At 41.6% G+C, this 25497-nt stretch carries 23 protein-coding genes; 20 read left to right on the plus strand and 3 right to left on the minus strand.

All coding sequences use genetic code 11. The annotated features are described in order from the left end of the window. Positions 1-540: 540 nt before the first annotated feature. The 4 genes from ON064_RS03330 (at position 541) to ON064_RS03345 (ending at position 6070) form a co-directional block, all read left to right on the plus strand. On the plus strand, positions 541-1506 hold the full coding sequence (locus ON064_RS03330) for a patatin-like phospholipase family protein (protein WP_121298179.1): 966 nt from the start codon (positions 541-543) through the stop codon (positions 1504-1506). A gap of 93 nt (positions 1507-1599) precedes the next feature. Then, on the plus strand, positions 1600-2625 hold the full coding sequence (locus ON064_RS03335; RefSeq protein WP_121298178.1) for an acyltransferase: 1026 nt from the start codon (positions 1600-1602) through the stop codon (positions 2623-2625). Positions 2626-2852: 227 nt separating this feature from the next. Beyond that, on the plus strand, positions 2853-3227 hold the full coding sequence (locus tag ON064_RS03340; protein WP_274623609.1) for a hypothetical protein: 375 nt from the start codon (positions 2853-2855) through the stop codon (positions 3225-3227). Positions 3228-4054: 827 nt separating this feature from the next. Beyond that, on the plus strand, positions 4055-6070 hold the full coding sequence (locus tag ON064_RS03345) for a bifunctional 2',3'-cyclic-nucleotide 2'-phosphodiesterase/3'-nucleotidase (protein WP_274623610.1): 2016 nt from the start codon (positions 4055-4057) through the stop codon (positions 6068-6070). Between the two features lie 549 nt (positions 6071-6619). Here the strand turns inward: ON064_RS03345 and ON064_RS03350 are convergent. Next, on the minus strand, positions 6620-6838 hold the full coding sequence (locus ON064_RS03350; protein ID WP_274623611.1) for a hypothetical protein: 219 nt from the start codon (positions 6836-6838) through the stop codon (positions 6620-6622). Between the two features lie 466 nt (positions 6839-7304). On the opposite strand from ON064_RS03350, the gene ON064_RS03355 reads away from it, so the two are divergent. From ON064_RS03355 to ON064_RS03370, 4 genes are all read left to right on the plus strand, one after another. Beyond that, positions 7305-8327: a dTDP-glucose 4,6-dehydratase gene (locus ON064_RS03355; protein WP_274623612.1), complete on the plus strand. Its 1023-nt coding sequence runs from the start codon at positions 7305-7307 to the stop codon at positions 8325-8327. A 37-nt stretch (positions 8328-8364) separates the two neighbouring features. Further along, positions 8365-9525: a glycosyltransferase gene (locus ON064_RS03360; RefSeq protein ID WP_274623613.1), complete on the plus strand. Its 1161-nt coding sequence runs from the start codon at positions 8365-8367 to the stop codon at positions 9523-9525. Positions 9526-9724: 199 nt separating this feature from the next. Next, positions 9725-9919, plus strand: coding sequence for a hypothetical protein (locus ON064_RS03365; protein ID WP_274623614.1), 195 nt, complete (start codon positions 9725-9727; stop codon positions 9917-9919). Between the two features lie 318 nt (positions 9920-10237). Beyond that, a complete protein-coding gene (locus ON064_RS03370; RefSeq protein ID WP_274623615.1) occupies positions 10238-10477 on the plus strand; it encodes a hypothetical protein in 240 nt (79 codons plus the stop codon). A 202-nt stretch (positions 10478-10679) separates the two neighbouring features. Here the strand turns inward: ON064_RS03370 and ON064_RS03375 are convergent, their stop codons facing one another. Both ON064_RS03375 and ON064_RS03380 read right to left on the minus strand, forming a co-directional pair. Next, positions 10680-11600, minus strand: coding sequence for an LCP family glycopolymer transferase (locus ON064_RS03375; protein WP_274623616.1), 921 nt, complete (start codon positions 11598-11600; stop codon positions 10680-10682). Positions 11601-11612: 12 nt separating this feature from the next. Continuing rightward, on the minus strand, positions 11613-12404 hold the full coding sequence (locus ON064_RS03380; RefSeq protein ID WP_274623617.1) for an SGNH/GDSL hydrolase family protein: 792 nt from the start codon (positions 12402-12404) through the stop codon (positions 11613-11615). A gap of 177 nt (positions 12405-12581) precedes the next feature. On the opposite strand from ON064_RS03380, the gene ON064_RS03385 reads away from it, so the two are divergent. From ON064_RS03385 to ON064_RS03440, 12 genes are all read left to right on the plus strand, one after another. After that, the gene (locus tag ON064_RS03385) at positions 12582-13316 is read left to right on the plus strand and encodes a YveK family protein (RefSeq protein ID WP_274623618.1); all 735 of its coding nucleotides are present in this window, start codon (positions 12582-12584) and stop codon (positions 13314-13316) included. Further along, complete coding sequence (locus ON064_RS03390; protein WP_274623619.1) at positions 13309-14013, plus strand: CpsD/CapB family tyrosine-protein kinase; 705 nt, start codon at positions 13309-13311, stop codon at positions 14011-14013. The genes ON064_RS03385 and ON064_RS03390 overlap by 8 nt, the downstream gene beginning before the upstream one ends. A 182-nt stretch (positions 14014-14195) precedes the next feature. Next, complete coding sequence (locus ON064_RS03395) at positions 14196-14963, plus strand: tyrosine-protein phosphatase (RefSeq protein WP_274623620.1); 768 nt, start codon at positions 14196-14198, stop codon at positions 14961-14963. A 125-nt stretch (positions 14964-15088) separates the two neighbouring features. Then, on the plus strand, positions 15089-16930 hold the full coding sequence (locus tag ON064_RS03400; protein WP_274623621.1) for a polysaccharide biosynthesis protein: 1842 nt from the start codon (positions 15089-15091) through the stop codon (positions 16928-16930). A gap of 25 nt (positions 16931-16955) precedes the next feature. Beyond that, positions 16956-17543, plus strand: a complete 588-nt coding sequence (locus tag ON064_RS03405) for a sugar transferase (protein ID WP_274623622.1) — start codon at positions 16956-16958, stop codon at positions 17541-17543. A 63-nt stretch (positions 17544-17606) separates the two neighbouring features. After that, positions 17607-18620 carry an NAD-dependent epimerase gene (locus ON064_RS03410; protein WP_274623623.1) on the plus strand — a complete coding sequence of 338 codons (1014 nt, stop codon included), beginning with the start codon at positions 17607-17609 and terminating at the stop codon, positions 18618-18620. Beyond that, the gene (locus ON064_RS03415) at positions 18620-19900 is read left to right on the plus strand and encodes a nucleotide sugar dehydrogenase (RefSeq protein WP_274623624.1); all 1281 of its coding nucleotides are present in this window, start codon (positions 18620-18622) and stop codon (positions 19898-19900) included. The genes ON064_RS03410 and ON064_RS03415 overlap by 1 nt, the downstream gene beginning before the upstream one ends. A 32-nt stretch (positions 19901-19932) precedes the next feature. Further along, a complete protein-coding gene (locus ON064_RS03420; protein ID WP_274623625.1) occupies positions 19933-20814 on the plus strand; it encodes an NAD-dependent epimerase/dehydratase family protein in 882 nt (293 codons plus the stop codon). Next, positions 20811-21962, plus strand: coding sequence for a glycosyltransferase family 4 protein (locus ON064_RS03425; protein WP_274623626.1), 1152 nt, complete (start codon positions 20811-20813; stop codon positions 21960-21962). Before ON064_RS03420 ends, ON064_RS03425 begins: the two co-directional genes overlap by 4 nt. A gap of 125 nt (positions 21963-22087) precedes the next feature. Further along, positions 22088-22993: a glycosyltransferase family 2 protein gene (locus tag ON064_RS03430; RefSeq protein ID WP_274623627.1), complete on the plus strand. Its 906-nt coding sequence runs from the start codon at positions 22088-22090 to the stop codon at positions 22991-22993. 36 nt (positions 22994-23029) lie between these two features. Continuing rightward, positions 23030-24256, plus strand: a complete 1227-nt coding sequence (locus ON064_RS03435; RefSeq protein ID WP_274623628.1) for an O-antigen ligase family protein — start codon at positions 23030-23032, stop codon at positions 24254-24256. A 19-nt stretch (positions 24257-24275) separates the two neighbouring features. After that, on the plus strand, positions 24276-25457 hold the full coding sequence (locus ON064_RS03440; protein ID WP_274623629.1) for a glycosyltransferase: 1182 nt from the start codon (positions 24276-24278) through the stop codon (positions 25455-25457). Positions 25458-25497 lie beyond the last annotated feature (40 nt).

The following is a 25497-nucleotide window of genomic DNA, read 5'->3' on the forward strand; positions in this document are numbered from 1 at the left end:
TCGTCGCTGCGCTCCTGCAGGGTCTCAATTGTCTCGCTGATCCTCCCGGAGTCGCCGATTTCCGCTCCATCTCTAGTTTTAGAGGGGCAGTAAATGCCATATTTCACTGAGTGATAAGCGTTACTAGTAGAAAGAGCTTTTTGAATTTCTGCTTACTTATATAGAAGAAAGTAGTTTTGATAAATTACAACTTAAGTTTAGAAAACCTTAATTCACCGTTAGTACAAGTCACCGCGACTCAGCGTAAAGCGCTGGGAGCAGTCTCGCATTCTTCGCGTCACCACAAAATAAAAACAATGAAATCCAATTAATCTATCCATTTCACATTGAATTGACCCGAGCGCCGGCGCGTCCAAGGGCTAGGCGAAGTGACGAGACCGGTGCTTTTCCGGGCTCATCACGAAAGCCATGCCCAAAGCGCCAAGCGCTGTATTACGAAAGGAAATCCTTTAAATGCTTAAATTTGTTTATTACTAGTGCAACTCATTCAATAACTAATAAAAGAAACACAATACATATCTATAGAAGGAGGCTGTCCATATGAAGAAGATTCTATCGATCGATGGCGGGGGCATACGGGGGATTTTGCCGGCGATGATGCTGTGTGAACTGGAGCGGCGTACGGGTAAACCGGTCTCTGAACAATTCGATATCTTCGTTGGCACGTCGACCGGGGCGATCTTGGCGCTCGGACTCTTGGTCCCTGACGGCAAGAAGCCGCGCTATACGGCAAACGACATCCTCAAGCTCTACGAAACGGAAGCCGAGCGCATGTTCCGGAAATCGTTTCTCCACCGTTCATTCGGACTCGTGGGGCGTTTTCTTCATACGCAATACAGCCACCGCGAATTCGAACAAGTGCTCAAGCATTACTTCAACGACTTGAAATTATCCGACCTGCTGCAGCCAGCCGTCATTCCGACTTATGACATCCACGGACGGCATGCGCATTTCTTCAAAAGCACCGTCATCAATTTGAACGAACGCCAGCCTGACAGCGAAATCCGCCATATTATCCGGGCTGCGACGGCGGCACCGAGTTACTTCGCGCCGGCGAAGATCCCGGATTATCCCAAAGCGGCGTTCATTGATGGCGGCGTGTTCGCCAATGACCCGGGGATGAGCGCTTATACGGAAGGGCTCGAACTTTACGGAGACGAAGAGGAAGACTTTCTGCTCGTATCGCTCGGTACCGGGGAAGCGCAGCGCGAAGTGGAAGTGACCGGCTGGCGGGCCTTTTTCCATTACGGCTGGGCACGGTCCTTATTGAAAGTCATGATGGACGGCAGTTCCGACTCCGTCGACCATCAGCTGCGCCATTTGTTGAAAGACGAGGGAATCGACCAACGCTATTACCGCTTCCAGGAAAAGCTGCCCGCGGACGATTCCGGGATCGAGCAACTCGACCGCGTGACGCCGGAAAACCTCGCTCGGCTGCGGCAAGTCGCGAAGCGCATGATCGACAGCCAAAGCGCTGAACTCGATAAATTGTGCCGCTTGTTATGAGTTGTCATCGAAGTGTAATGCGTTTGTCGTGGTAATTGCAGCGGTGGCTCGGTTAAAATAAGCGAGGAATCATAGTGAAAAGAGGTCAACCCAATGGCACGAAGATACGGCTATATGGACTGGATGCGGGTGTTTGCGATCATTACGGTCGTCGGCGTCCACGTCGCATCGAAAATTATCAATAATTACACCACCGGCGATTGGGAATGGCATTACGCAAACGCGATCGATAGCGCACTCCGTTGGTGCGTGCCGATCTTCTTCATGCTGAGCGGCGCATTGTTACTTACGCGCGACTCAAAAGAACAGATTGGTGAATTTCTCCGGAAGCGGCTCGGCAAAGTCCTATTGCCGCTCGTGTTCTGGAGCGCCATCTACATGGCCTATAATATTTTTCAGCTCGGTGAGGAATATACGCCAGGGCAAATGCTCGGTGCATTCATTTCAGACGATATTTATTTCCATCTTTGGTTTCTCTATATCATCACGGGGCTGTATTTGATGGCGCCGTTTTTACGCATTCTCGTAAAGCATATGGACAAGACGATGTTCCATTATTTCTTCGCGTTCTGGTTCTTGTTCTCGGCCGCGGTACCGATTTTCACGCGGGCGACGGGTTACGAAGTCGCTTTCGCCGGGCAGATGTTCGCGCCGTATATCGGTTATTTCCTACTAGGTGCGTACCTGGTCATGTACCCATTGCCGAAGCGCTGGCTACCGACACTTGGGGTGCTCGCGATTATTGGCTATGCGGTTACGCTGTACGGAACGGTGTCGGCCAATGTGGGGCGTGAAGCGGGCGATTTCGATGACTTCTTCTACGAGCATTATTACCCTCACGCGATCTTTGTTTCGCTCTTCGTTTTCGTTGCGTTCCAGCAGCTCGGTAAGAACTTGAAATCGACGCCGCTCATTACGCGCATCAGCACGGCAACGTTTGGGGTCTACATCATTCACCCGCTGATCCAGACCTATTTGAACCGCTTGTTTAATTTCAACGAAACGACCATCAATGTGTGGATTGGCGTGCCCTTATCGTGGATCGTCATCTTCATCTTGTCGTATGTTGTCATCCGACTGATGCAGAAGACACCGGTAGTGAGAAGGCTAGTGCCATAGGGAATCTAAGCACTTATGTCTATATAACTCTATACACAAGAGGCCACTGATTATTGTGGCAGTGTGTGGACGGGATTAATGATTAAAAATTTGATGGATTTGATAGAATAACTCGTATTAAACGGAATACCATGATAAGCTGTATTTAATTGTAAATAAAGGCGGGTTTGTGGGTATAAAGGGGTGATAGTATCAAGAGGTCGATTTGGCTAGGCGTAATGATAGCGATGGCGATTGTGCTATCGGCATGTACACATAATGAAGTCATACGGGTCGGCGTGCCATTTACCGATGGCTTGACCGAAGGGGTTCATTTCCAGAAAGACATCAGTGACCGAGCTTCCATTGTGTCACTCAGAACGATTCTGCAAAACGAAACCGAGCTCGAGTCGCTCGACCGGTTGTCGGTTGAACCGCAGGCTGTCTTCACCATTGACCGCCCAGACGATGGCGTCCAGGAAATCCGTCGTTTTGTCTGGTACCGCGATAATGGCCGGGCCATCATGTCCAATGAACGCAACGTTTTGTCCCATAAAGAAAACCAAGAATTTTTCAGGCTGACGGCAGAACAGACGCAAGACCTGAAAAAGATTCTTCAATAGGATGTACAAATAGCATAAAGGTGACAAAGCTCTGTTGTTTACAGGGCTTTTTGTTTTGGTTTATATAGGAATGGATAGTGGGGGAGATTGCGCTTCGGGCGGACGCTTTCTGAGGGGGCCGGCTTCAGCCGCTTCCAGCTCGCTCGGGAAGTAGTAGTAAATCCCACTGCTCCCACATCTGCGAGCAGATGCGTCGCAAATGAACAAGCTCAAGTATCTTTCGCTTGTTCATTAGTCGCCGCCCTACGTTACATCTTTATAAATAGATCATATGTTATAAGTGTCATATTCTTTAATAGGTGTTTAGAAAAAATATTCCACTGGATTTAATACCTGCAGTAAAATGAGCAAGCTTTCGAAATTCATCCTATCGATTGAGCTTCGATACGGTCATGTGATAATTAGAGGACCAATCCCACTTCACTAACTTTTCTCAATGAAATCTCTACACAGTTCCGCACCAAGGGGTGAAGCGAAGCAATAAGACAAGCGTTCTTCTTGGCTTATTGTGAAAGCTCAACCCCAAGCGGACACTGCGGCTCTTTCAAGAGATGCCCCAAATCAAATCTCTCTCATTTATCTATCGATATAGGGTTATAAGCAAACACTAAGCGATTTACCTAGCCGATGCCCATCTCATCTCACACAACTAATCAATTAGCTATAACTCCTGCGTGACTATTTGTTCTCCAGAAACCCATCAATACGATTTCCTCAAGTAAAGCTTATTACAATAGACACAATTTTGTGTAAACGCATTCTATTCCGAAACCCGAAGTAGTATAATAACTTTGCTTAACCATTATGAATGATGAGGAGATGGAAGAATGAGCAAGAAACTATCCTTGACGCTCGCCGCTTCGGTGCTCGCGCTAGGCAGTTTGACAACAGGAGCACCGGCGATTGCAGCGGTAGATAGCAATTCGCAAGCGCAAGAGAACCCTGGAAAAGGCAAGGGGCAAAGCTTTAAAGAATACATCCAGGAATGGAAGAACAGCGGCAAAAAAGGAAAGCTCAAAGAAGTCGAATTACAGATTCTCGGCACCTCGGATTTACATACAAACTTCGTTAACTACGATTACTACCGCGACGCGAAGTCCAATGCATTGTCGCTCGCGAAAACAGGCGTCTTGATCGAAGATGCGCGCGAAGAAAATGACAACACATTGTTGTTCGATAACGGCGACTTGATCCAAGGCACTCCATTCGGCGGCTATAAAGTGAACGTCGACCCGCTCGAAGACAACGAATTGCATCCAGCATTCGCAGCACTCGAGTCGCTCGATTTCGATGCGTCGACACTCGGCAACCACGAGTTCAACTTCGGCCTTGATTATCTTGATAACGCATTAGAGGAAGCGCCGTTCCCGGTACTCAATGCCAATGTCTATGACGCAGAAACCGGCGAGAACCGTTTCACGCCGTACACGATCATGGATAAAGAAGTGACGGACCGTAAAGGCAAAAAACACACGATTCAAGTCGGCGTCATTGGCGTCGTGGCACCGGGCATCATGGAATGGGACCGCGCGCATCTTGAAGGCGAGGTTATCGCCAAAGATGCTGTCGAAACGGTCGAGAAATTCATTCCGGAAGTCGAGAAAGCAGGAGCGGACGTCGTCGTCGTTCTTTCCCATTCCGGCATGGGCGATGAAGTCCATACGGTCGGCGAAGAAAACGTGACGTATCAATTAACGGAAGTGGACGGCGTCGATGCCATCATCACCGGCCATAACCACGACGTATTCCCAGGATCTTATAGCGAATTGGCGAATGTCGACCAGGAAAACGGCACGATCAACGGCACGCCAGTCGTCATGCCTGGTAAATTCGGAAGCCATCTCGGCATCATCGATTTGACGCTTGAGCCGCGCGGCAAGAAATGGCGCATCACGAATGGTGAAGCGGAACTGCGTGCCATCGATTCAACGACAGATGAAGTCTCTGAGCAAGTCATCGAAGCCGTGAAAGAAACGCACGAAGGCACGGTGGAATACATCCGCAGCCCTGTCGGCGAAACGACGGCTCCGATCAACAGCTATTTCTCACTCGTACAAGATGACCCATCTGTGCAGATCGTCAACAATGCACAACTTTGGTACGCCGAGCAGCAACTCGCTGGAACGGCAAATGCAGATCTTCCGTTACTTTCCGCAGCAGCACCGTTTAAAGCAGGCGGGCGCAATGGCGGCGATTACTACACGAATATTGAAACCGGCGAAATCGCCATCAAGAACGTCGCAGACCTTTACGTCTACGACAACACTGTCTTCGTCTTGAAACTGACAGGCGCAGACCTCAAGGAATGGCTCGAAATGTCAGCCGGTCAGTTCAAGCAAATCGACCCGAACGCAGCGGGCGAGCAAACATTCATCAACGACAATTACCGCACGTATAACTTCGATGTCATCGATGGCGTCACATACGACATCGATATCACAGAGCCAGCGAAATACGACGGCGAAGGCGCTGTTGTCAATGAAGGCGCAGAACGCATCGAGAACCTTCAATACGAAGGTGCAGCGATCGACCCGAACCAGGAATTTTTAGTTGTGACGAACAACTACCGTGCGAGCGGCAACTTCCCGGGTGTCCGCAATGCAACAGAATCCATCGACTTTGCGTATGAGAACCGCCAAGCGATCCAGGATTACATCGTGGAAGTCGGCACAATCGATCCTTCTGCAGACGGCAACTGGCAGTTCGCGCCGGTAGCAGGCGACCCGAACCTCGTGTTCGAAACGTCGAACTCGGCACAAAGCTTGGCAGAGAAAGAGCCAGCGATCCAGTATATTGAAGCCACACAAAACGGCTTCGCCAAATACGGCTACACGATCCAGTAAACAGAAAAACAGACCCGAGAGATTTTCTCTTGGGTCTGTTTTTATATAGGAAGAGATAGTGGGGGAGATTTCGCTGCAAGCCGACGCTTTCCGGAGGGCTCGCATTGAGCCGCTTCGATCGCTGCGCGCTCTGTAGGGTCTCAATTGTCTCGCTGATCCTCCCGGAGTCGCGGCTTTCCGCTTCATCTCTAATAGTAGAGTGGTATTGAAGGTCATCACATTTCGGAATGAACGAGTAGAAATAATAAATTGAATATGTAGTATCTACAGCAAAATAGGCAAGCTTTCGAAGTCATTCCAACCGCTAAGTGTCGATCCAGTCATGTGCTGTGTATTGAAGCGCTCACCTCTGCATAAACCAGTCACGATGGAATCTCAAAGCAGTTCCGCGCCACGAGTGAAGCGAAGCAATAAGACAGGAGGTTTTTCTGGCTTATTGCGAGAGCTTAACCCTAAGCGGCGACTGCAACTAAAACGAGATGATTCACCCAACCTGTTCTCTTTTCTCTATCAAGAATAGGTAGTAAGGATAAAGGTGTCACAAATCTCCTAGCGAGGCATATGCCCCTCAACTTTCAACTTCCGAAAAGCCGCAATCCCGAAGAACAGATAGATCACAAGCACTGTCGCAGCAAGCGGTACGGAGATATTGGATAAGCTGAACAGCTGATAGACAAACCAGAGAAGAGATAGCGCACCCACAAATAGTCCTGCGCGTTTGTTTTTCCGGTAGATGTTCATGAAAATAATGGAAGCCAGTGCCCCCATAATGAGCGCCGCGCCTACGAAAAGAATATACATAATGATTGATAACTCGATATGCCTCGTCTCCCTTCAGTCCGTCCATCCTAACATACCCAGTTTTGAGTTTCTTCTATAATAAAGAGTTCAAACCATAACCAACTCCCTCATACTATATATTCAAAAAGACTGTCAAAAGTTCGACAACAATAACATTTTAAGAACAGAGTGACGGTGTAAACCTATAAAAATGTATTTATCGCTTCAAAATTGGATAATATCTTGAAATAGTTAAAACTAAAGTCACTTAAAATTTACCGAAAGTATTCCATAATACCTAAATGTTCTGTATACTTAAACCACTATTTGAAATACAAGTTTTAACTTGTTTTTAACTTCTAGCCGGTAAATTATAGAAAACGGCAAAAGAGGTGGGGGCATCATGGGAATGGTTTCGAAAATCCAACCGAACGGAAAGGAGGAGCAATCAAACATGAGAACGATTTTGGTAACAGGGGCGCACGGCTTTCTAGGATCGCGCTTTATCCATGAGCTATTGATCAAATACCCGGCTTATCAAGTAGTAGCAATCGATCAGGACGCGGGCAATGTCCCGGAACTGTTGCGGCCTTTGTTTGCGAGCAATCGCTATGCGTTTCATCAAGTCGATATCCGCAATAGCGATGCGGTCGCACAGCTATTCGAATATTATGAGATTAGCGATGTTGCCCATTTCGCGGCAAAAACGCATGTCGGCGAATCGATGCGAAATCCGGGCATTTTCGCGGAAACCAATGTGCTAGGCACGTTCCATGTGCTCGATGCCGCGCGCAAGCAATGGATGGATGGCCCGTTTGAAATGAAACCACGGTACGTAGGCTCGCGCTTTTTGCATATCTCGACCGATCAAGTATATGGGCCGAGAGCGGACGGATTCGCGGACGAAACTTTGAAATACGATCCGATCAGCCCCTATGCGGCGAGCAAAGCGAGTTCGGATTTGATGGTCACAGGATTCCACGAAAGCTACGGGATCGATACCGTTATCTTGCAGGCATCGAATGTCTTCGGTCCGCATCAGCAAGACGATAAGCTCATTCCGATCATTTTGCAAAAAGCCCTGTCCGGCAGCATCATCCCCGTCTATTCAGGTGGCGAAGATGTCCACGACTGGCTTTATATCGATGATTTCTGGCGCGCCGCAGATACCGTGTTCCATCTGGGCGATGCGGGCGAGACGTATCTTGCGGGAGGCGAAGCGCCACTTAAGACGCTCGAAATCGTGGAATGGATCTGTGCATCGCTCGACCGTCATTTCCCGGGAAATGATAGCTATCAGCATTACATCCGCTTTGTAGAACAGGCAGGCGGGGCCAAGGCGCCTCACCGGTTCGCCGTTTCAGCCGACAAACTGAAACAGCAGCTCGATTTCGTCCCCGAAACTCATTTCGATCAAGGCATCAAAGAAACCATCGACTGGACGCTGTCGAAAAAGCGGCTCTGGGAAGTTGTATAACACGTAAACCAAACGACAGTTGCCACGAGGTGTCCCAATGATCCCATTTGAAACGATTCATAATGAAGAAAGCTATCACAAGGCGAGCGGCGAGGTCCGGAAAATCGCCCTCGTCCATAAACATATGAAAGCGGGTGGCGTGGAAGCGCTCATCATCCGCATGTCGCGCTGGCTGGTAGACAACGGCTATGAAGTAAGCGTCTTTCTCTACAGCAGTGGCGGCCCACTTCTTAAACACCTCCAGCAGATCGATGGGCTCGAGCTCATCGTCCGCGACAACGGCAAAGAACCGCCGCTCGATTTGTCCGTATTGAACCAGCTCGTGCGGTCCGATAAATACGACCTGGTTTATTCGTTCAGTCCGTCCGGCTTGTTATTGTCGTATGCGTTGCCTGCACACGTCCGCTTATCCGGCGTCTATCAACCGGAACTGTATAAGCTCGAACGCAATAAAAAAATCATCCGCGCGCTGAAGGCGATTGATAAAGGGTTCCATCAAAAACTGGTGTTCATGAATCCGACCATAAGGCGCTATACGGCCAGGGCGCTGGAGATCGAAGTGCCGGAACAATTCATGCCGCCGCCTGTGGAACAAGGTGCTAAAGACCAGCAGTTCGGCAGCCCGCATTCAAGGCGCATCGTCTCGGTCGGGGCGATCCAAGCCTTCACGACGCATTACGCACAAGTGATCGAGTTGATGGAAGAGCTCATCCAGATCGATCCCGAATTCACGTACCATATTTATGGGGAAGGGCCAGACGAAGCGCGTCTCCGGAAAAGCATCGCCGAATCCGAAGCAAGGGAACACATCTTCCTGCATTCGATGCCAAAAGGCGGGCGCATGGAAGATGTGCTGAAAGACAGTTTCTGCTTTATCGGATCGGGTGCGGTGATGATCCAGGCGTGCGGAGCGGGCGTTCCGGGCATCACATCACGCGCCAATGACGCTGAAGCGCTATCGGAAGGCTACTTCCATGAACTGCCGCCTTATGAAGTGGGAGAATCTTACTGGGAAGCGCCGGAGACCTATGAAATCGGCGAACTGGTAAAAAATCTGCTCGTCTCGGAAAACGCCTACCGGAAAATCGTAGAACGCTGCAAGCAGAAAGCGCGTAAATTCGAGATTGATGCCGTGATGAAGGAGTTTCTCGAGCTAGCGAACGGAAAATTGCAGCAGGTGAAACAAAGTGAGGGCTAATAGTGCTAAAGAGAATTCGTCTGAAAGTTCGCTCAAAAAAGCGTTATTCAAGACGGATTGATGAAAATGGAAAATATTTATCGGTTATTTGTATCATTTGGTCTAGGAATTGGGTAAAATCTGCTGTATACTAAGAATTAAATAATACAGGAAGGGACTCCAGTCACTCCCTGAATAAGCAGAAAGCAGGTGGAGCATAATGGAATTTGCTGAATACCAACACCGCTTAGAGAAAAAACACGGGAAATCGATCGAGCAAATCATACGGACCATCTACATCGATGAAGATTACGGCCCGGCCACTGGCGCCCAGGAACTTGGGATCCCACGACAAGTGTTTATGCATTTCGTCTATGAATTTGATTTAAAGTCCGACAAGTTGCAGCGCCTGTGATTATACAAACCGCCCATTTTCAGATGGAGCGGATCCGACAAGTTGCAGCGCCTGTGATTATACAAACCGCCCATTTTCAGATGGAGCGGTTTTTTCTTTGCGGAAATTTTGTTAAGAATATACCAAATGATAGAGGGGTAAAAATAGAAAGAGGATGAATGAACCGGTTTAAAAAATATTTTTTTTGATTTATTTGTATTAGTAGGTACAAATATTCAAAAAATGACTAGTCAAAAGGATATAAAAGGAATATAATAGGTACATCTTATGAAAACAAACCTTATCTAAATGCAATATACAGGAGGAGTGTCCGGGCGCATGAAAGATTACGAACTAGTGAAGAAGCAGTTGGAGAGAGAGCATAAACAAACGATTGATGATATTATGTACGATTACTACATCGAGAAAGATTTGGGTCCAGCTGTCGGTGCAAAAGAACTAGGGATTCCGCGCCGGGCATTCGTCTACTTCGTCCAGCAATGTGAGCTGCGTGCCGCAAAGTTCGACCTCATTAAAAAAAAAGTGCTGAACTCCGGTGAATTGATGGCTGCCCTTTGAGGGTGGCTATTTTTGTGGGTTGAGATTTGGTAACAAGCCAGATATTTAGTTTTGCAGAGAAGGGCTAGTGCTGTATCTCGTCCTAATAAAATTCAAAGCGGACACTCCAGCTCTTACGAGCTAGCTAAAGATAAAACCACTTACTATACACAAAAAGACAGCTGCACTAGCCGATTAGGCATTAGTGCAGCTGTCTTTTCTTTTATTCCGTTGCTTCTTCCAATTCCAGATGCTCTTTCAAGGTCGACTGGATTTCCGCAAGTTCCGCGTCATCCATCATATAATACCAGATGCCGTTGATGGTTTCGCCGTAGCCGTCTTCAACAATCATCTGATCAACATTGGTTACCGCGTCTTGGTAATTGCGCTGCACGTCGACCATTTCATCGAAGGTCATGTTCGTGCGGACGTTTTGACCGAGAGCGTCAAAGATGTCTTTGTAGTTCCAGAGGCTGTTAATGGAAGCGCCTTTTCTCATGATGCCTTGGATGACTTGTTTCTGACGGTCTTGGCGCCCGAAGTCACCGCGCGGATCTTGTTTGCGCATTTGGACGTAGTCGAGAGCTTGTTCGCCGTTCAATTGGATTTCGCCTTCTGGGAAGTTATCGAACGCGAGTGAGTTATTGACGGTAACGCCATCCACTGCATCGACGATATCTTCAAAGCCTTCCATATTCACTTGCACGACATAATCGATTGGGATATCAAGTAAATTCTCAGTTGTGTTCATCGACATTTCAATGCCGCCGAATGCATAAGCATGGTTGATTTTGTCTGTCGTGCCGCGCCCGATGATTTCGGTGTAAGTGTCACGCGGGATGGAGACCATTTTCGTCGACTGTGTTTCTGGGTTGACGGTCATAACGACCATTGTGTCCGAACGACCGCGATCATCTTCACGTTCGTCGACGCCGAGCAGTAACACAGAGAACGGATCTTGCTGGTCGAACTCGACGATTTCAGTGCGTTCGACAGACGGCTGTTCGCGTTCGACAGGTTCGTGCATCGTATCAAGTGTTGTCGTGAAGTTCGAGTAGACGCTATAGGCGTAGATGCCGCCAGCGATAAGAGCCAAAAGCAATGCGATAAGCACGTACTTGGGCCATTTTCTTTTCTTTTTCATGTCGTTCCTCCGTTAGTTCGCGATAAAATAATTTGCTAGTTCGGTTGCCCACGTTTCAGCGCCCTTATCATTAGGGACGGCATCTTCGGTCAAATGTTCCTTCAAAGCGATGTCGTCTGTGTCGGGCCATGCATCCCAGTGCTCAATGTACGGATGGCCGTAAAGGTTTGCGAATTCCTCGAGTGCCTGCACTTGCGCCAAATAGAACCCGGCGCCATAGATCGGCTGCGGTGCGTGAAGGACGAGAACCGCGTCCGGATTTTCTGCTTCCAGGCGAGTGGCGAAGTCACGGACATCTTTGCGCTCGTCTTCAATGGAAATGCGGTCGTTGTTCATAAGCGTCATCGGCTCAAGCAAGACTAGATCGTAGCCGGCGGATAAATCCACGCTCGGCAAATTGTAGGATGTTCCTTCTACTGGCTCAATCGTAACTTCAATGGAATCGCCATATGCTTCTTCTAATGAAGTCTTCAAGCGTTCCGCATAGCCCGGGTCGCCGGATTCGAGTGCTTCAGATCCCGTAATCAATAATTGGAGCGTTTCGCCTTCTGTCCCTTTTTGAAGGAACAGTTCCTGGACTTGTTCATCCATATTGGCAAAGAGATCGGTGTTCACAGATTCGCCATTTTTTTTTTCACTTTGTGTGTTTTCGGTTTCGCTCGTGGTGTTTTTACTTTCGGTGCTCGCTTCAGCGTTTGTGCCGGTAGCGCCTTGCAATTTATCCTGCCAAGATAAGTAAGAAAAGACAAGGATTCCTAAGCAGGCAAGGACTGCAACGAGCCCTCCTAATTTATACAATTTCATACTTTACTCCTTTCAAAAATAGCCATTAATATAAATTAAAGATAGCATAAATCCATCCTTGTTCCTATATAACTTTTTAAAATTGGAAGTCCAAATGGTATATTCCTGTGATATACTGTCTTATGTTGTTTAAATTTGTCTATTATTTAAATTGAAATAGAAGGAGCCATTTACTACATGGAAGAGACTATTAGCTTACAGGATTTATTCAAGACATTAAAGAAGAATCTCGGAATTATTGCCCTGACGACGATCCTGGCCATCACGATTGCAGGAGCGATTTCGTTTCTGTATTTGACGCCGGTTTATGAGAACTCGACACAAATCCTTGTTAACCAAGAACAAACTGAAGCAGCGCAATTGACTAACCAAAACATTCAAACTGACTTGCAACTCATCAATACATACTCGGTCATCATCAAAAGTCCAGCGATCCTCGATCAAGTCATCGAGCAGATGAACTTGGATACGAGCGCTGAAGCCTTAACTTCAAAAATCACTGTCAATACAGCAGAAAACTCACAAGTCGTGAATGTTGTGGTGCGAGATGAAAATCCAGCACAAGCAGTGGAAATTGCTAATACAACAGCGGAAGTATTTGAAAACGACGTTCGCGAATTGATGAACGTCGATAACGTGTCGATCTTATCTCCAGCCGTATTGAAAGAAAACCCAAGTCCTGTTGAACCGAAGCCGGTCTTGAATATGGCAATCGCTGCAGTGGTCGGTTTGATGCTCGGTGTCGGTATCGCATTCTTGCGTGAATACCTCGACACATCGATGAAAACAGAACAAGACATTGAAGACATTCTCGGAGTGCCGCTATTAGGCGTGATTTCACCGATCAAAGAAAAAGCAGAACTTGAAACAACGACGAGCAATCGCAGAAAGGCGGCGGAATTGAATGGCTAAGAAAAAACAGAGTTTGCAAGCAACTGCCCGTAAAGTCATCACGCACACAACGCCGCGTTCTTTTGTCTCTGAACAATTCCGTACTTTGCGGACAAACGTCAACTTTGCATCACCCGATGTGGAACTGCGTTCAATCGTTGTCACTTCCGCTGCGCCAGGGGAAGGGAAGTCGACAACATCTGCAAACTTAGCGACAGTATTTGCGCAAGAAGGTAAGAATGTACTTCTTGTAGATGGCGATATGCGTAAACCAACGACTCATTACACATTCCATATGCCGAATACGATTGGACTTTCCAACGTATTAACGCGTCAAGCAACAGTGGAAGACGCTATCCGTCCGACGACAATCGAACGTCTCGACTTGATGACATGTGGACCTATTCCGCCGAATCCAGCAGAACTATTAGCATCCAATGCAATGGGTATGCTTATCTCTGATTTAAAAAAACGATACGACGTCGTTATTTTTGATGCGCCTCCTGTGTTATCTGTAACCGATGGTCAGGTACTGGCGAATAAATGCGACGGTGCCATTTTGGTCGTCAATTCTGGAAGCACGGAAAAGGAAATGGCCGCCAAAGCAAAAGAGGCAATCGAAGCGTCCAATAGCAAATTGATCGGCGCCGTATTGAACAATTTTGAGCTGGCAAAAGACAGCTATTATTACCAATACTACGGCAATGCTGAAGAGTAAAAGGGGGATCTCCTCCTTTTGCTTTTTCTTTTAAATGCGATACCCAATTTTTTAAAGAAAGATTTAAAGCTAACCATAATTGTCAAATCTATCAATTTCAAACAAATACATAGAGAACTCTTATAGAGAAATGAATACCTCGACCTGAGAAATGATTGCCGAGCAACAGGAGGGAACTAAACATGATCGATACGCACTCACATATTTTACCGGCGCTGGATGATGGGGCAGAAACGATGGAACACACAAAGCGTCTATTAAACATGGCAGTCAATGAACAATTGACTGGAATCATCGCGACCCCGCATGGCCACCACCCAAATTTCAAGACAGATATTGCAGCGCTTCATATGCAATTAAAGACAGTAAAAGACTATGTAAAAGAAGCGCAATTACCGCTTGAAATATATAGTGGACAAGAATGCCGCTTATCCGATAAATTGCCAGAACGTCTTGCAAATGGTGAAGCTTTGACTTTAGCAGAATCGCGCTATGTGTTATTAGAGCTGCCTTCATCCGGAATTCCGGCTTATACAGTGCCGGTCATCCAACAACTGATAACATCTGGCTATATCCCAATCATTGCCCATGCAGAGCGCAATCAAGGCATCATTCAAAAGCCCGAACGCTTGAAGAAACTATTGATTCACGGTGCGATGGCGCAAGTCACGGCTGGTTCCCTCTCTGGAAGCTTCGGCAAAAGCATCCAAAAGACGGCACTTCAATTGATCGATGCGAATATGATCCATGTATATGGTTCGGATGTGCACAGTGAAGATGTACGACCGTTTCATTTCAATGCGGGCCTTGACGTGCTTGAGAAAAAGAACCGTCACCAGATGATTGACATTCTTCTCGAGAACAATGACCGCATCCTCATGGACCAAGACTTGTATGTTCTTGAGCCACAAGACATAGAAAAGGGCAAGTGGTGGAATATCTTTGCTTAAATACTAATATTTTAGTATGAATTTTACATTTCTACTCTATCTTTACTGGAAAATGCATGTTAAAATTAGCAACAGATTTCCAGCACTTGTGTAATTAGTAATGCCTCGTGAAAGGATGGACCCATATGTCATTGAAAAATAGAATGTCTTTACTCATAGTAGTCGATTCCTTAATAGTATTTTTCTCCATCTTCGTCGGCTACTACATCCTTTACCCTTATGTAGATATCCTCGAAAATCAATTTCTCTTAGCAAGTGCATTAACCATTTTCATCGCCCATCACGTGTTCGCCATGTACTTCGGCCTATATCGGAAAGTATGGGAATATGCTTCTATTGGCGAGCTTTCTTCCATAGTAAAAGCTGTCACCTTATCGATAGTGGCGATTGCTCTTGTCCAATTCCTCTATCGAGGTGACATCCTCGTCCGTGCATTGGCCATTACATGGATGCTTCATGTACTAATGATTGGCGGCTCACGGCTTTCCTGGCGCATGATGCGCGGCAGAACCTTTAAGTTGAAATCCTCAGGTCGAGAGCTAAAGAGGACAATGATTGTAGGGGCAGGAAAAGCCGGTACACTCGTTGCAAGACAATTATTGAATAATCCAGATAATGGGTTTTTACCAGTGTTGTTCGTAGATGATGATAAGAATAAACATGGTTTAGATATTTACGATGTACGGGTCGTACACGGTGAGACTAAAAATATCGACGCTATTGTAAAAGACAATGCCGTTGAGAGGATAATTGTCGCCATTCCTTCGCTTAGCAAGCAAGAATCTGCAGAATTGATTAAGCATTGCATGGATACCGGCATCAAGACACAAACCATTCCTCTTATAGAAGATGTCATGACTGGTAAAGTATCCGTAACTGATATTCAAGATGTGAAAATTGAAGATCTTCTTGGACGTGATGAAGTGAAGCTTGATATGAACAAAATAGCTGATCAATTGACTGGTAAAACAATTTTAGTCACTGGCGCAGGAGGTTCGATAGGTTCTGAAATCTGTCGACAAATCGCTCGCTTCGGTCCCAAACAACTTTTATTGCTTGGACATGGTGAAAACTCCATTTACTTAATTGATATGGAGTTACGCAAGTCTCTAGGAAACGAAACAGAAATTATACCTTTAATCGCAGATATCCAAGACCGTGAAAGAATCATATCGATTATGGATGAATATAAACCGGATGTGGTATATCATGCTGCAGCGCATAAGCATGTTCCTTTAATGGAAGGGAATCCGATGGAAGCAGTGAAAAATAATATTTATGGCACGAAGAATGTAGCAGAAGCATCCCATATGGCTGGGGTGAAAAACTTTGTCATGGTATCGACCGATAAAGCAGTCAATCCACCAAACGTAATGGGAGCCTCGAAGCGTTTTGCGGAAATGATAGTTCAAAACTTGGCGAAGCGAAGTGAAACGACCTTTGTAGCAGTAAGATTTGGTAACGTACTTGGATCTCGAGGGTCGGTTATTCCGCTTTTTAAGAAACAAATTGCAGCGGGCGGGCCGGTAACCGTTACTCATCCTGATATGACTCGTTATTTTATGACGATTCCAGAAGCATCCCGTTTAGTAATACAAGCTGGCACTTTAGCACGTGGTGGAGAAGTATTTGTTTTGGATATGGGAGAGCCAGTAAGAATCGTAGACTTGGCTAAAAATTTAATACGCTTGTCTGGCTACTCTGAAGAAGATATCGAAATTAATTTCTCTGGAATACGTCCTGGGGAGAAGATGTATGAAGAATTACTTGATTCTGATGAGATTCAGGACAAGCAAGTATTCCCTAAAATTTTTATTGGAGTAGCAAATCCAGTTGCAGAACTTGAACTTAAGTATATTATGGAGAAGCTTCATGAGATGGAGGATATTGAGCTCAAAGAAGTATTAGTGGGATTAGCTAACCGAAAAAATGTTGAAACTAAAAAACTAATTGTTAGTAGTAGCTAATTAAAATTGAAAAGGGGGGAGATGGATGTTTCCATTTATAAAGCGCATTGTGGACTTTACAATTTCACTGTTAATTCTCTCGGGGTTATCAATTGTTTTTCTTTTTTTAAGTTTAATCATCAAGTTAGATTCCAAAGGGCCAGTGTTTTTTAAACAGAAGCGTATCGGTAAAAATAAGAAAGAATTTTATATTTTAAAATTCAGAACTATGAAGACAGATGCCCCAAAAGAAATGCCTACTCATCTATTAGATAAACCAGATGCTTACATTACTCCAGTAGGAAACTTTCTTAGGAAGACAAGTCTTGATGAACTGCCTCAACTAATAAATATTATTAAAGGCGATATGAGTCTTATCGGACCACGCCCTGCTTTATGGAATCAATATGACCTCATTGAAGAGCGAGATAAGTACAAGGCAAATAATGTGCTTCCTGGCCTTACAGGATTAGCTCAGATTAGTGGGCGAGACGAACTTCCGATTGAACTAAAAGCAAAAATTGATGGGGAATATGTAGAAAAGCAAAATCCGATACTTGATTCAGAAATTTTTGTAAAAACAGTTTTCAGTGTTTTAAAAAGTGAAGGGATCAAAGAAGGGAAAGGAGCATAATATATTTTTACTTATTAATTAATATCTTAACCAAAAAAGATTTTAGAATAGAGGTATATTTAGATGGGAAAAATTTTAATAACTGGAGCAGCGGGATTTATAGGATCTACTTTAAGTAAAAAGTTAGTTTTAGATGGATATAAAGTAATAGGGATTGATAATTTAAACGACTATTACTCAGTAACTTTAAAAACAGATAGATTAGAACAGCTAAAGAATGAGAATTTTACTTTCTATAAAGCAGATTTAGAAAATAATAAAGAGATTACTAATATCTTTTCAACAGAAAAACCAGACGTTGTTGTCAATCTCGCTGCGCAAGCAGGTGTAAGGTATAGTTTAGAAAACCCTAGAGCATACATTGACTCGAATATAGTTGGTTATTTGAACATTCTAGAAGCATGTCGACACAGCGTCGTTAAACATTTAATTTATGCATCTTCAAGCTCTGTTTATGGTGCTAATACTTCACTACCATTCTCGGTGCATGATAATATTGATCATCCTTTAAGTCTTTATGCAGCTACCAAAAAAGCAAATGAACTGATGGCTCATACATACAGTAATCTCTATAATATTCCAACAACCGGCCTTAGGTTCTTTACTGTATATGGTCCATGGGGACGCCCGGATATGGCACTTTTTATGTTTACTAAAAATATCCTTGAAGGTAAGCCTATTGACGTGTTCAATAACGGAGAAATGATGCGTGATTTTACATATGTAGATGATATTGTAGAAGCTATTTCTCGCTTAATCGATAAGCCTGCAAAGCCGAATCCTGAGTGGACAGGGGAAAGCCCAGATCCAGGAACAAGCTATGCTCCGTACCAAATCTATAACATAGGCAATAATAGTCCTGTGAAATTGTTAGACTTTATCGAAGCGATTGAAGAAAAAACTGGTAAAAAAGCAATAAAAAATTATATGCCGTTGCAAGCAGGGGATGTTCCTGCAACTTATGCAAACGTTGAAGATTTGTTTAGAGATTTAGATTTTCAGCCACAAACAAATATTAAAGATGGTGTAGGTAAATTCGTCGAATGGTATGTCGACTATTATGGAGTGAAATTATAATGGATAGAAAAATTGGTTTAGTAGGTTTGGGTTACGTTGGGCTTCCAGTTGCAGTAGCGTTCGGAAAAAAGCATCACATTATCGGATTTGATATTAACGAAAACCGAATCGCTTCTTTACAATCTGGAACAGACTATACAAATGAAGTGACGGATGAAGAACTGCAAGCTGCGAATATTGAGTTCACCTCGAATGGCAGCAAACTTTCAGAAGCAAATTTTCTGATTGTCGCTGTTCCTACTCCTATAAATGAACACAATCAACCGGACTTAACCCCGCTTGTAAAAGCTTCTGAAACAGTCGGTAAGCATTTGTCGAAAGGAACTATTGTAGTATACGAATCAACGGTTTACCCCGGTGCGACTGAAGAAGTTTGTGTGCCTGTTCTCGAGAAATTCTCAGGGCTAGAATATGGTGTTGATTTCTTTGTAGGCTACTCACCGGAGCGAATCAATCCAGGCGATAAAGAACACACTTTTACTACCATTACAAAAGTAGTTGCTGGTCAAAGTCCAGAAATTTTAGAAATTGTGGCTAGTACATATGCGAGTGTAGTAAAAGCTGGTGTCCATAAAGCAAGTTCAATAAAAGTAGCAGAAGCAGCTAAAGTTATTGAAAATACACAACGTGATGTAAACATTGCTCTAATGAATGAACTTGCATTAATCTTCGATCGTTTAAATATTGATACTTCTGAAGTATTAGCTGCTGCAGGTACAAAGTGGAACTTTCTTAAGTTCTCACCAGGTCTTGTTGGTGGACATTGCATCGGTGTAGACCCGTACTACTTAACTCATAAAGCACAAGCAGTAGGTTATCAACCAGAGGTGATTTTATCTGGCCGTCGTGTAAATGATAATTTAGGCAACTTTATTGCGAGTACTCTAGTGAAAAAACTTATTAAAAAAGGTGCTGGAGTTCGGGGCTCAAAAGTTACCGTACTAGGTCTGACTTTCAAAGAGAATGTTCCAGACCTTCGCAATTCAAAAGTGATCGATGTGATTCGTGAATTACAGGAATTTGATATCGATATTCAAGTAACAGATGCAGAAGCTAGTTCAAAAGAAGCCGTACAAGAATATGGCATTGAATTAGTTCCTTTTAATGAATTGGAAAAGTCTGATGCAGTTGTTTTTGCAGTTCCCCATAAAGAGTATGTAGAAATGGGGTGGGAGGGAGTAAGAGCTCTTCTAAAAGAAAAGGATGGAATAGTGGTAGATATTAAGAGCATTCTTTCACAAGAAGAGAAACCTGAAGAGTTAGAATTATGGAGATTATAGAACGGTAAGATGGTGAGGAGAATTAAAACTTTATGATTTTAGTAACAGGTTTTACCGGTAATACCGGATCATTAGTCTTGGAAAAACTATCAAAAATAATAGATATGAAAGAAGTAGTTGGTGTTTCTAGGTTACCAGTTCATATGAATACGTATGATATAGAATTATTTGTTGGTGATTTAGATAACACAAATACCTTGAATGAGCTATTTGATAAATATCCTATCAAGTCAATAATCCATATCGCCAATATAAGATATTCTTCATCTCTATTAGCAAAAGCAAATGAATATGAAGTTGATAAAGTAATTCTAATTCATACAACGGGTGTCTATTCTAAATTTAGAAGTTATAGTTCTTTGTATGAGAAGATTGAAAATGAAATATTGAACAATACTTACTCGAACACAAATTATATAATCTTGCGTCCAACTATGATTTATGGAAATCATCGAGATCATAATATGCATAAGTTAATCAAGTTTATAAATAGAAGTCCTGTTTTCCCTGTTTTTGGGAAAGGTTCTACTTTAATGCAACCAATTCATGTAGAAGATTTAGCTAATACTATCGTGACGGCGTACCAATCAAGAAATTTGTATAATGAAGACTTCGATTTATCAGGGGGAAGTGTAGTAACTTATAAAGAAGTAATTACTACTATAAAAGAAAATTTAGGTAAAAATACCAAGTTGGTCTATATTCCAATTACGCTTGCAGTTTTCGGTGCAAACATACTAAAAAAAATTATGCCTCGACCTTTAATCTCGGTGGAACAAGTTAAACGTTTACAGGAAGATAAAGCTTATTCAAATAAGAAAGCTAAGGAATTATTGAATTATAATCCAAGAACTTTTAATGAAGGAATAATTCAAGAAATAAATCTATTAAAAGAAAAAGGAATAATTCGATGAAAATATTACAGGTTACAGCTGTAGATTTCACAGTAAAAAAGTTCTTGTTACCTTTAGTTGATGAATTAGAAAATCAAAATTATAAGATTCATATAGCTTGTAACGTGAATGAAATAGGTCAGGATTTAGAAAAGAATGGATATAAAATTAAACATATTCCTTTTACTAGAGATATGAACGTATTTAATCATTTAAAGTCATTACTAGCTATGATTTCTTTAATAAGGAAAGAGAAATACGATATTATTCATTCACATACCCCAGTCGCTAGTTTAATTACAAGGCTGGCTGCTAAAATAACAAATGTACCTTTAAGTGTTTATACTGCCCATGGATTTTATTTTCACGAAAATATGAGCCCGCTTGCTTATAAAATTACTTATTTTTTAGAAAAGTTTTGGGGTAAATATTTAACTGATTTTATTTTTTTTCAAAGCAAAGAAGATTATGAACTAGCTCTAAAAAAACAGTTTAACAAGCCAGATAGGTTAGTTCATATAAATAATGGGGTTTCAGGTGAAAAATTTAATCCAATTAAACATGATGGGGATAATATCCGTAAAGAATTAAATCTTGAAAATAAAAGAGTTATATTATTTGTGGGAAGAATGGTGAAAGAAAAAGGAATTCAGGAGTTAAGTGAAGCTTTTGCAAGCCTTTCCGCTAAATATGACGATATAGCGCTCATAATAGTAGGAGGAGCAGTTACTGGAGATCGAGATGGACTATCAATAAATGAAATAATTAATAGAATGCCATATTCTACTAAGAAAGATATTCATTTATTAGGGCTGCGTGATGATATTCCAGAAATACTAGCAGCATCCGATATTTTCACTCTACCTTCTTATAGAGAAGGATTACCGCGTTCAATTATTGAAGCAATGGCAATGGGAAAACCTATAGTAGCAACAAATATTCGTGGATGTAGAGAAGAGGTTTTCGAGGGTATTAATGGATATTTGTGTAAGAGTAGAGATAGTAATTCACTGTTCATGGCATTAGAAAAAATATTAACAGATGAAAGTGCAATTAAAACCTTGGGTAGTAACTCAAGGAGAATTTTCTTAAAAGAATTCGATGAGAAAAAGGTATTGGAGCGTCAATTATCAGTCTTCGATGCATATAAAAACAGAAGTTATCAATGAGCTTCTGGCATTAAAAAGTCTTCATATTTTGAAATCATAATATAGAAATCATCTAAATGAATGAGCGATTATTATATAAAACGTTTGGAATAATCGGAATTTCTATAAAGAAAAGGTGTAATTTAATGGAGAAAAAAGTAAGTGTAATTATACCCACATTTGGTAGACCGGTACAATTAAATAGAGCTGTAACTTCAGTTTTAAATCAGACATACAAAAATATCGAAATAATAGTTGTTGATGATAATAATGAGGATTCTAATGACAGAAAACTAACAGAAGAAGTTATGTCGAATTTAAAATATGAAAGTTTAATTTATTTAAAGCATTCAAAAAACTTGAATGGTTCTGCAGCAAGAAATACTGGTATTAAAGGCTCAAGTGGAGAATATTTGATGTTTTTAGACGACGACGATGAATTCTTTTCAAGAAAAGTAGAAATGCAACTTAATCTCTTAGAAAGTATAGGATCAGAATATGGTGCATGTTACAGTCAATACATTCGGAAACTAGATGGAAAAGTGATTATGGAAAGCGCAGAAAAAAGAGAAGGAAATTTGTTAACTGAAGAATTGAAAAGAAATTTATTTTTGCATGCTGGTTCTAATTTAATGGTAAGAAGAGAAGTAATAGAAGAGTTGAAAGGATTCGATGAGAGTTTTACTAGAAATCAAGATGTAGAGTTTGTTTGTAGACTATTACAAAAACATAAAATAGCTCACTGTCACTATCTTGGATTAATAGTACATATGAAGAAGACCAAAAAAAATATTGACTTCGAAAAAATAACAAATGATTTCAAAACCAAATTTGGTGATCTAATAAAGACAGAAAGTTTGGAAAATCAAAAGATAATAAAAAATCATCATAACCTTCAGTTAACAAGATACTATATAATTTCTGAAAAGAGGTTTATTAAAGCGTTAAAGTTTGTTGTAAAGCAAAGAATGAATCCTTTCTTAATATGTAAGTATTTTTTTCATCTATTAAATCGTAAATTAAGAAAAAAAGCTTATGGATTTAATTATTAGTAATAATACGTTACATAAGGCAAAGAGGAGAATGTCATGAACTTAGACAAAGGAAAGATTATTACTTTGCTGTTAGGCTTTTATCTATTGCTATTACCCTGGGATATTTTTTTGAAAGATGAATTACTTTTTCCTATTTCGCCTTCCTTTTTTCCATTAGGGATACTCTTTTTTGTCTTTATAGTCACGTTATTTCATTTTAATTCTTTTAAGTTTCCTCATCATCTGTCGATTTTAATGCTATTAATCTGTTACTCTACTTTAAGTTTACTTTGGAGCACTACAAAAGAACATAACGTAAACGAACTAATTACTTTGATAAGTTACTATGTAACAGTTTTAGTTATTTATAATCTTATGAGTTCATATAAGATTTCGTACAAGTTCCTTTTGTGGGCGTATATAGCCGGAACAGTTAGTGTAGGTTTATTTTCCATTAGTTATTTTGACGTACCTTCTCGACGATTAACTATTTCGGAAGAATCTAACCCTACTATGTATGCGGCCTTTTTAGTTTGGGCAATTGTCTCATCCTCAGTTCTTTACAAGTATGAAACTACTAAATCGAAGATACTGTTATCCATCTCTGTAATCATAATGATAATCTTATTAATGATGACTCAAGGAAGAAACTCAATACTCGCATTGATGTTTTCTTTCGTATCAGCGTATATATACTTATTTATTAAGGAAAGATTGGGGAAAAGGTCGAAGGCAAGAAAAGTCTTTTTTTTAAATAGAGTAAAAAACCTTTTTTTACTTGTGATTATTACAAGCACCTCTCTCTATTTTTTAGTGAAGCTACATCTCTTTGAGAGGTTAGATAATATAAGGAAAATGTCAGAAGTATTTAGTGGAAATCTTAACAGTGTTACTTCTGGGAGGACTGTGATATGGGAAAACTATATTAACATACTAGATGCATCTATATTAGTGGGAAATGGAATTGGTGGAGCGACATTTAAGTATGCAGAAGTTTACAACATTGGATTAGCACCTCATAATACTTATATTTTGTTATTAGTTGAATTAGGAGTCGTAGGATTAATTATATGGATCGTTTTTATAGCTGAAATGTTAAAAGTGGCTTTAAATAATAAGAAAGAAAAGTTCGCTTTACTATCATTAATATTAATTTTTATTTTCTTAGGGTTTGGTAATGATATTATCTACTATAAATATTGGTGGCAAGGTTTGTTGATTTTCTTAATAATTTATAATTTAAGTAAAGTTGACGAAAAAGATGTAAACGCAAATACTTAAAGAAAATGAAGGAGAAAAAATGAAAGAAATTTTAGTTATTACTAATTCTTATCCGAATGCTTCTAATATGAACAGTGGAATATTTGTTCATGAGCAGTTAAAAGTAGCTAAGGATTATGGCTATTCAATTACAGTTATTAATCCAGTTTTCGAATTTCCATTCTTAAGCCAGGGGGGCATGCCTTCCTACAAAAATTCAGATCATATCGACGGAATAGATATATATTATCCGAAATATGTATTGATTCCAAAAAAAATGGGCTACAATTTTACAGTAAATTCTTATATTAAAGCTGTAATAAATTGTTACTATTCTGAGAATATAAATAAACCCGATCTAATACATAGCCATTGGGCAACACCTGCTGGAATTGCAGGTGTTGAATTAGCAAATATGCTTAGTATTCCTCTACTTACGACTCTGAGGGGCAGCGATATATATACTTATCCTAACAAGAGCAAGAAAGCTAAAGAATACACTAATACGGTCTTGAAATCTTCTGAAAAAGTTTTTTGTGTAAGTGAAGCATTAAAAAATAAGGTAAAAGAAGATTATAATTTAGATGTAAATCTTGATGTTCTATATAATGGAATCGATATAGATAGCTTTGTAAAAAATGAGAAAAGTGTTCAAGCAATCAAAGACACTTTAAAATTTAATGAAAAAGAAAAAATAATTTTGTTTGTTGGAAGATTGATTAAAGAAAAAGGTGTTTGGGAATTAGTAAAAAGTATTGAAGTATTGAGCAAGAATGAAAAAAATATTCGATTAATAATGATTGGTAATGGAAAAGAACAAAAATCACTAAAAAAGTATGTGGAAAAGAATGGATTAGGAAAATATATACATTTTCCAGGGAAGGTACCATATAAAGAATTGAAAGACTGGTATAATGCTTCAGAAATATTAGTCTTACCATCTTATAGTGAAGGATTACCCAATGTAGTGGTTGAAGCATTAGGGTGCGAGACAGCTGTTATAGCTACAGATGTGGGCGGGAATGGAGAAATTATAAATGAGAAAAACGGCATATTGATTCCGGTTAAAGATATTAAAAGTATAGTTTCTTCAGTAAGTTCCTTATTAAATAATGAGGAAATACGAATAAGTATGGGGATAGAAGGACGAAAATTCGTAGAAAAGAAATTTAACAGGGGCAAGAATGTGGAGAAATTAGTAGAAATATACGGAAAACTATAGATGACTTAACGCTATATTAACCTAATCCAAAGGGAGCTAA

It is taken from the genome of Planococcus sp. A6 (assembly GCF_028823615.1).
Taxonomy (GTDB): domain Bacteria; phylum Bacillota; class Bacilli; order Bacillales_A; family Planococcaceae; genus Planococcus.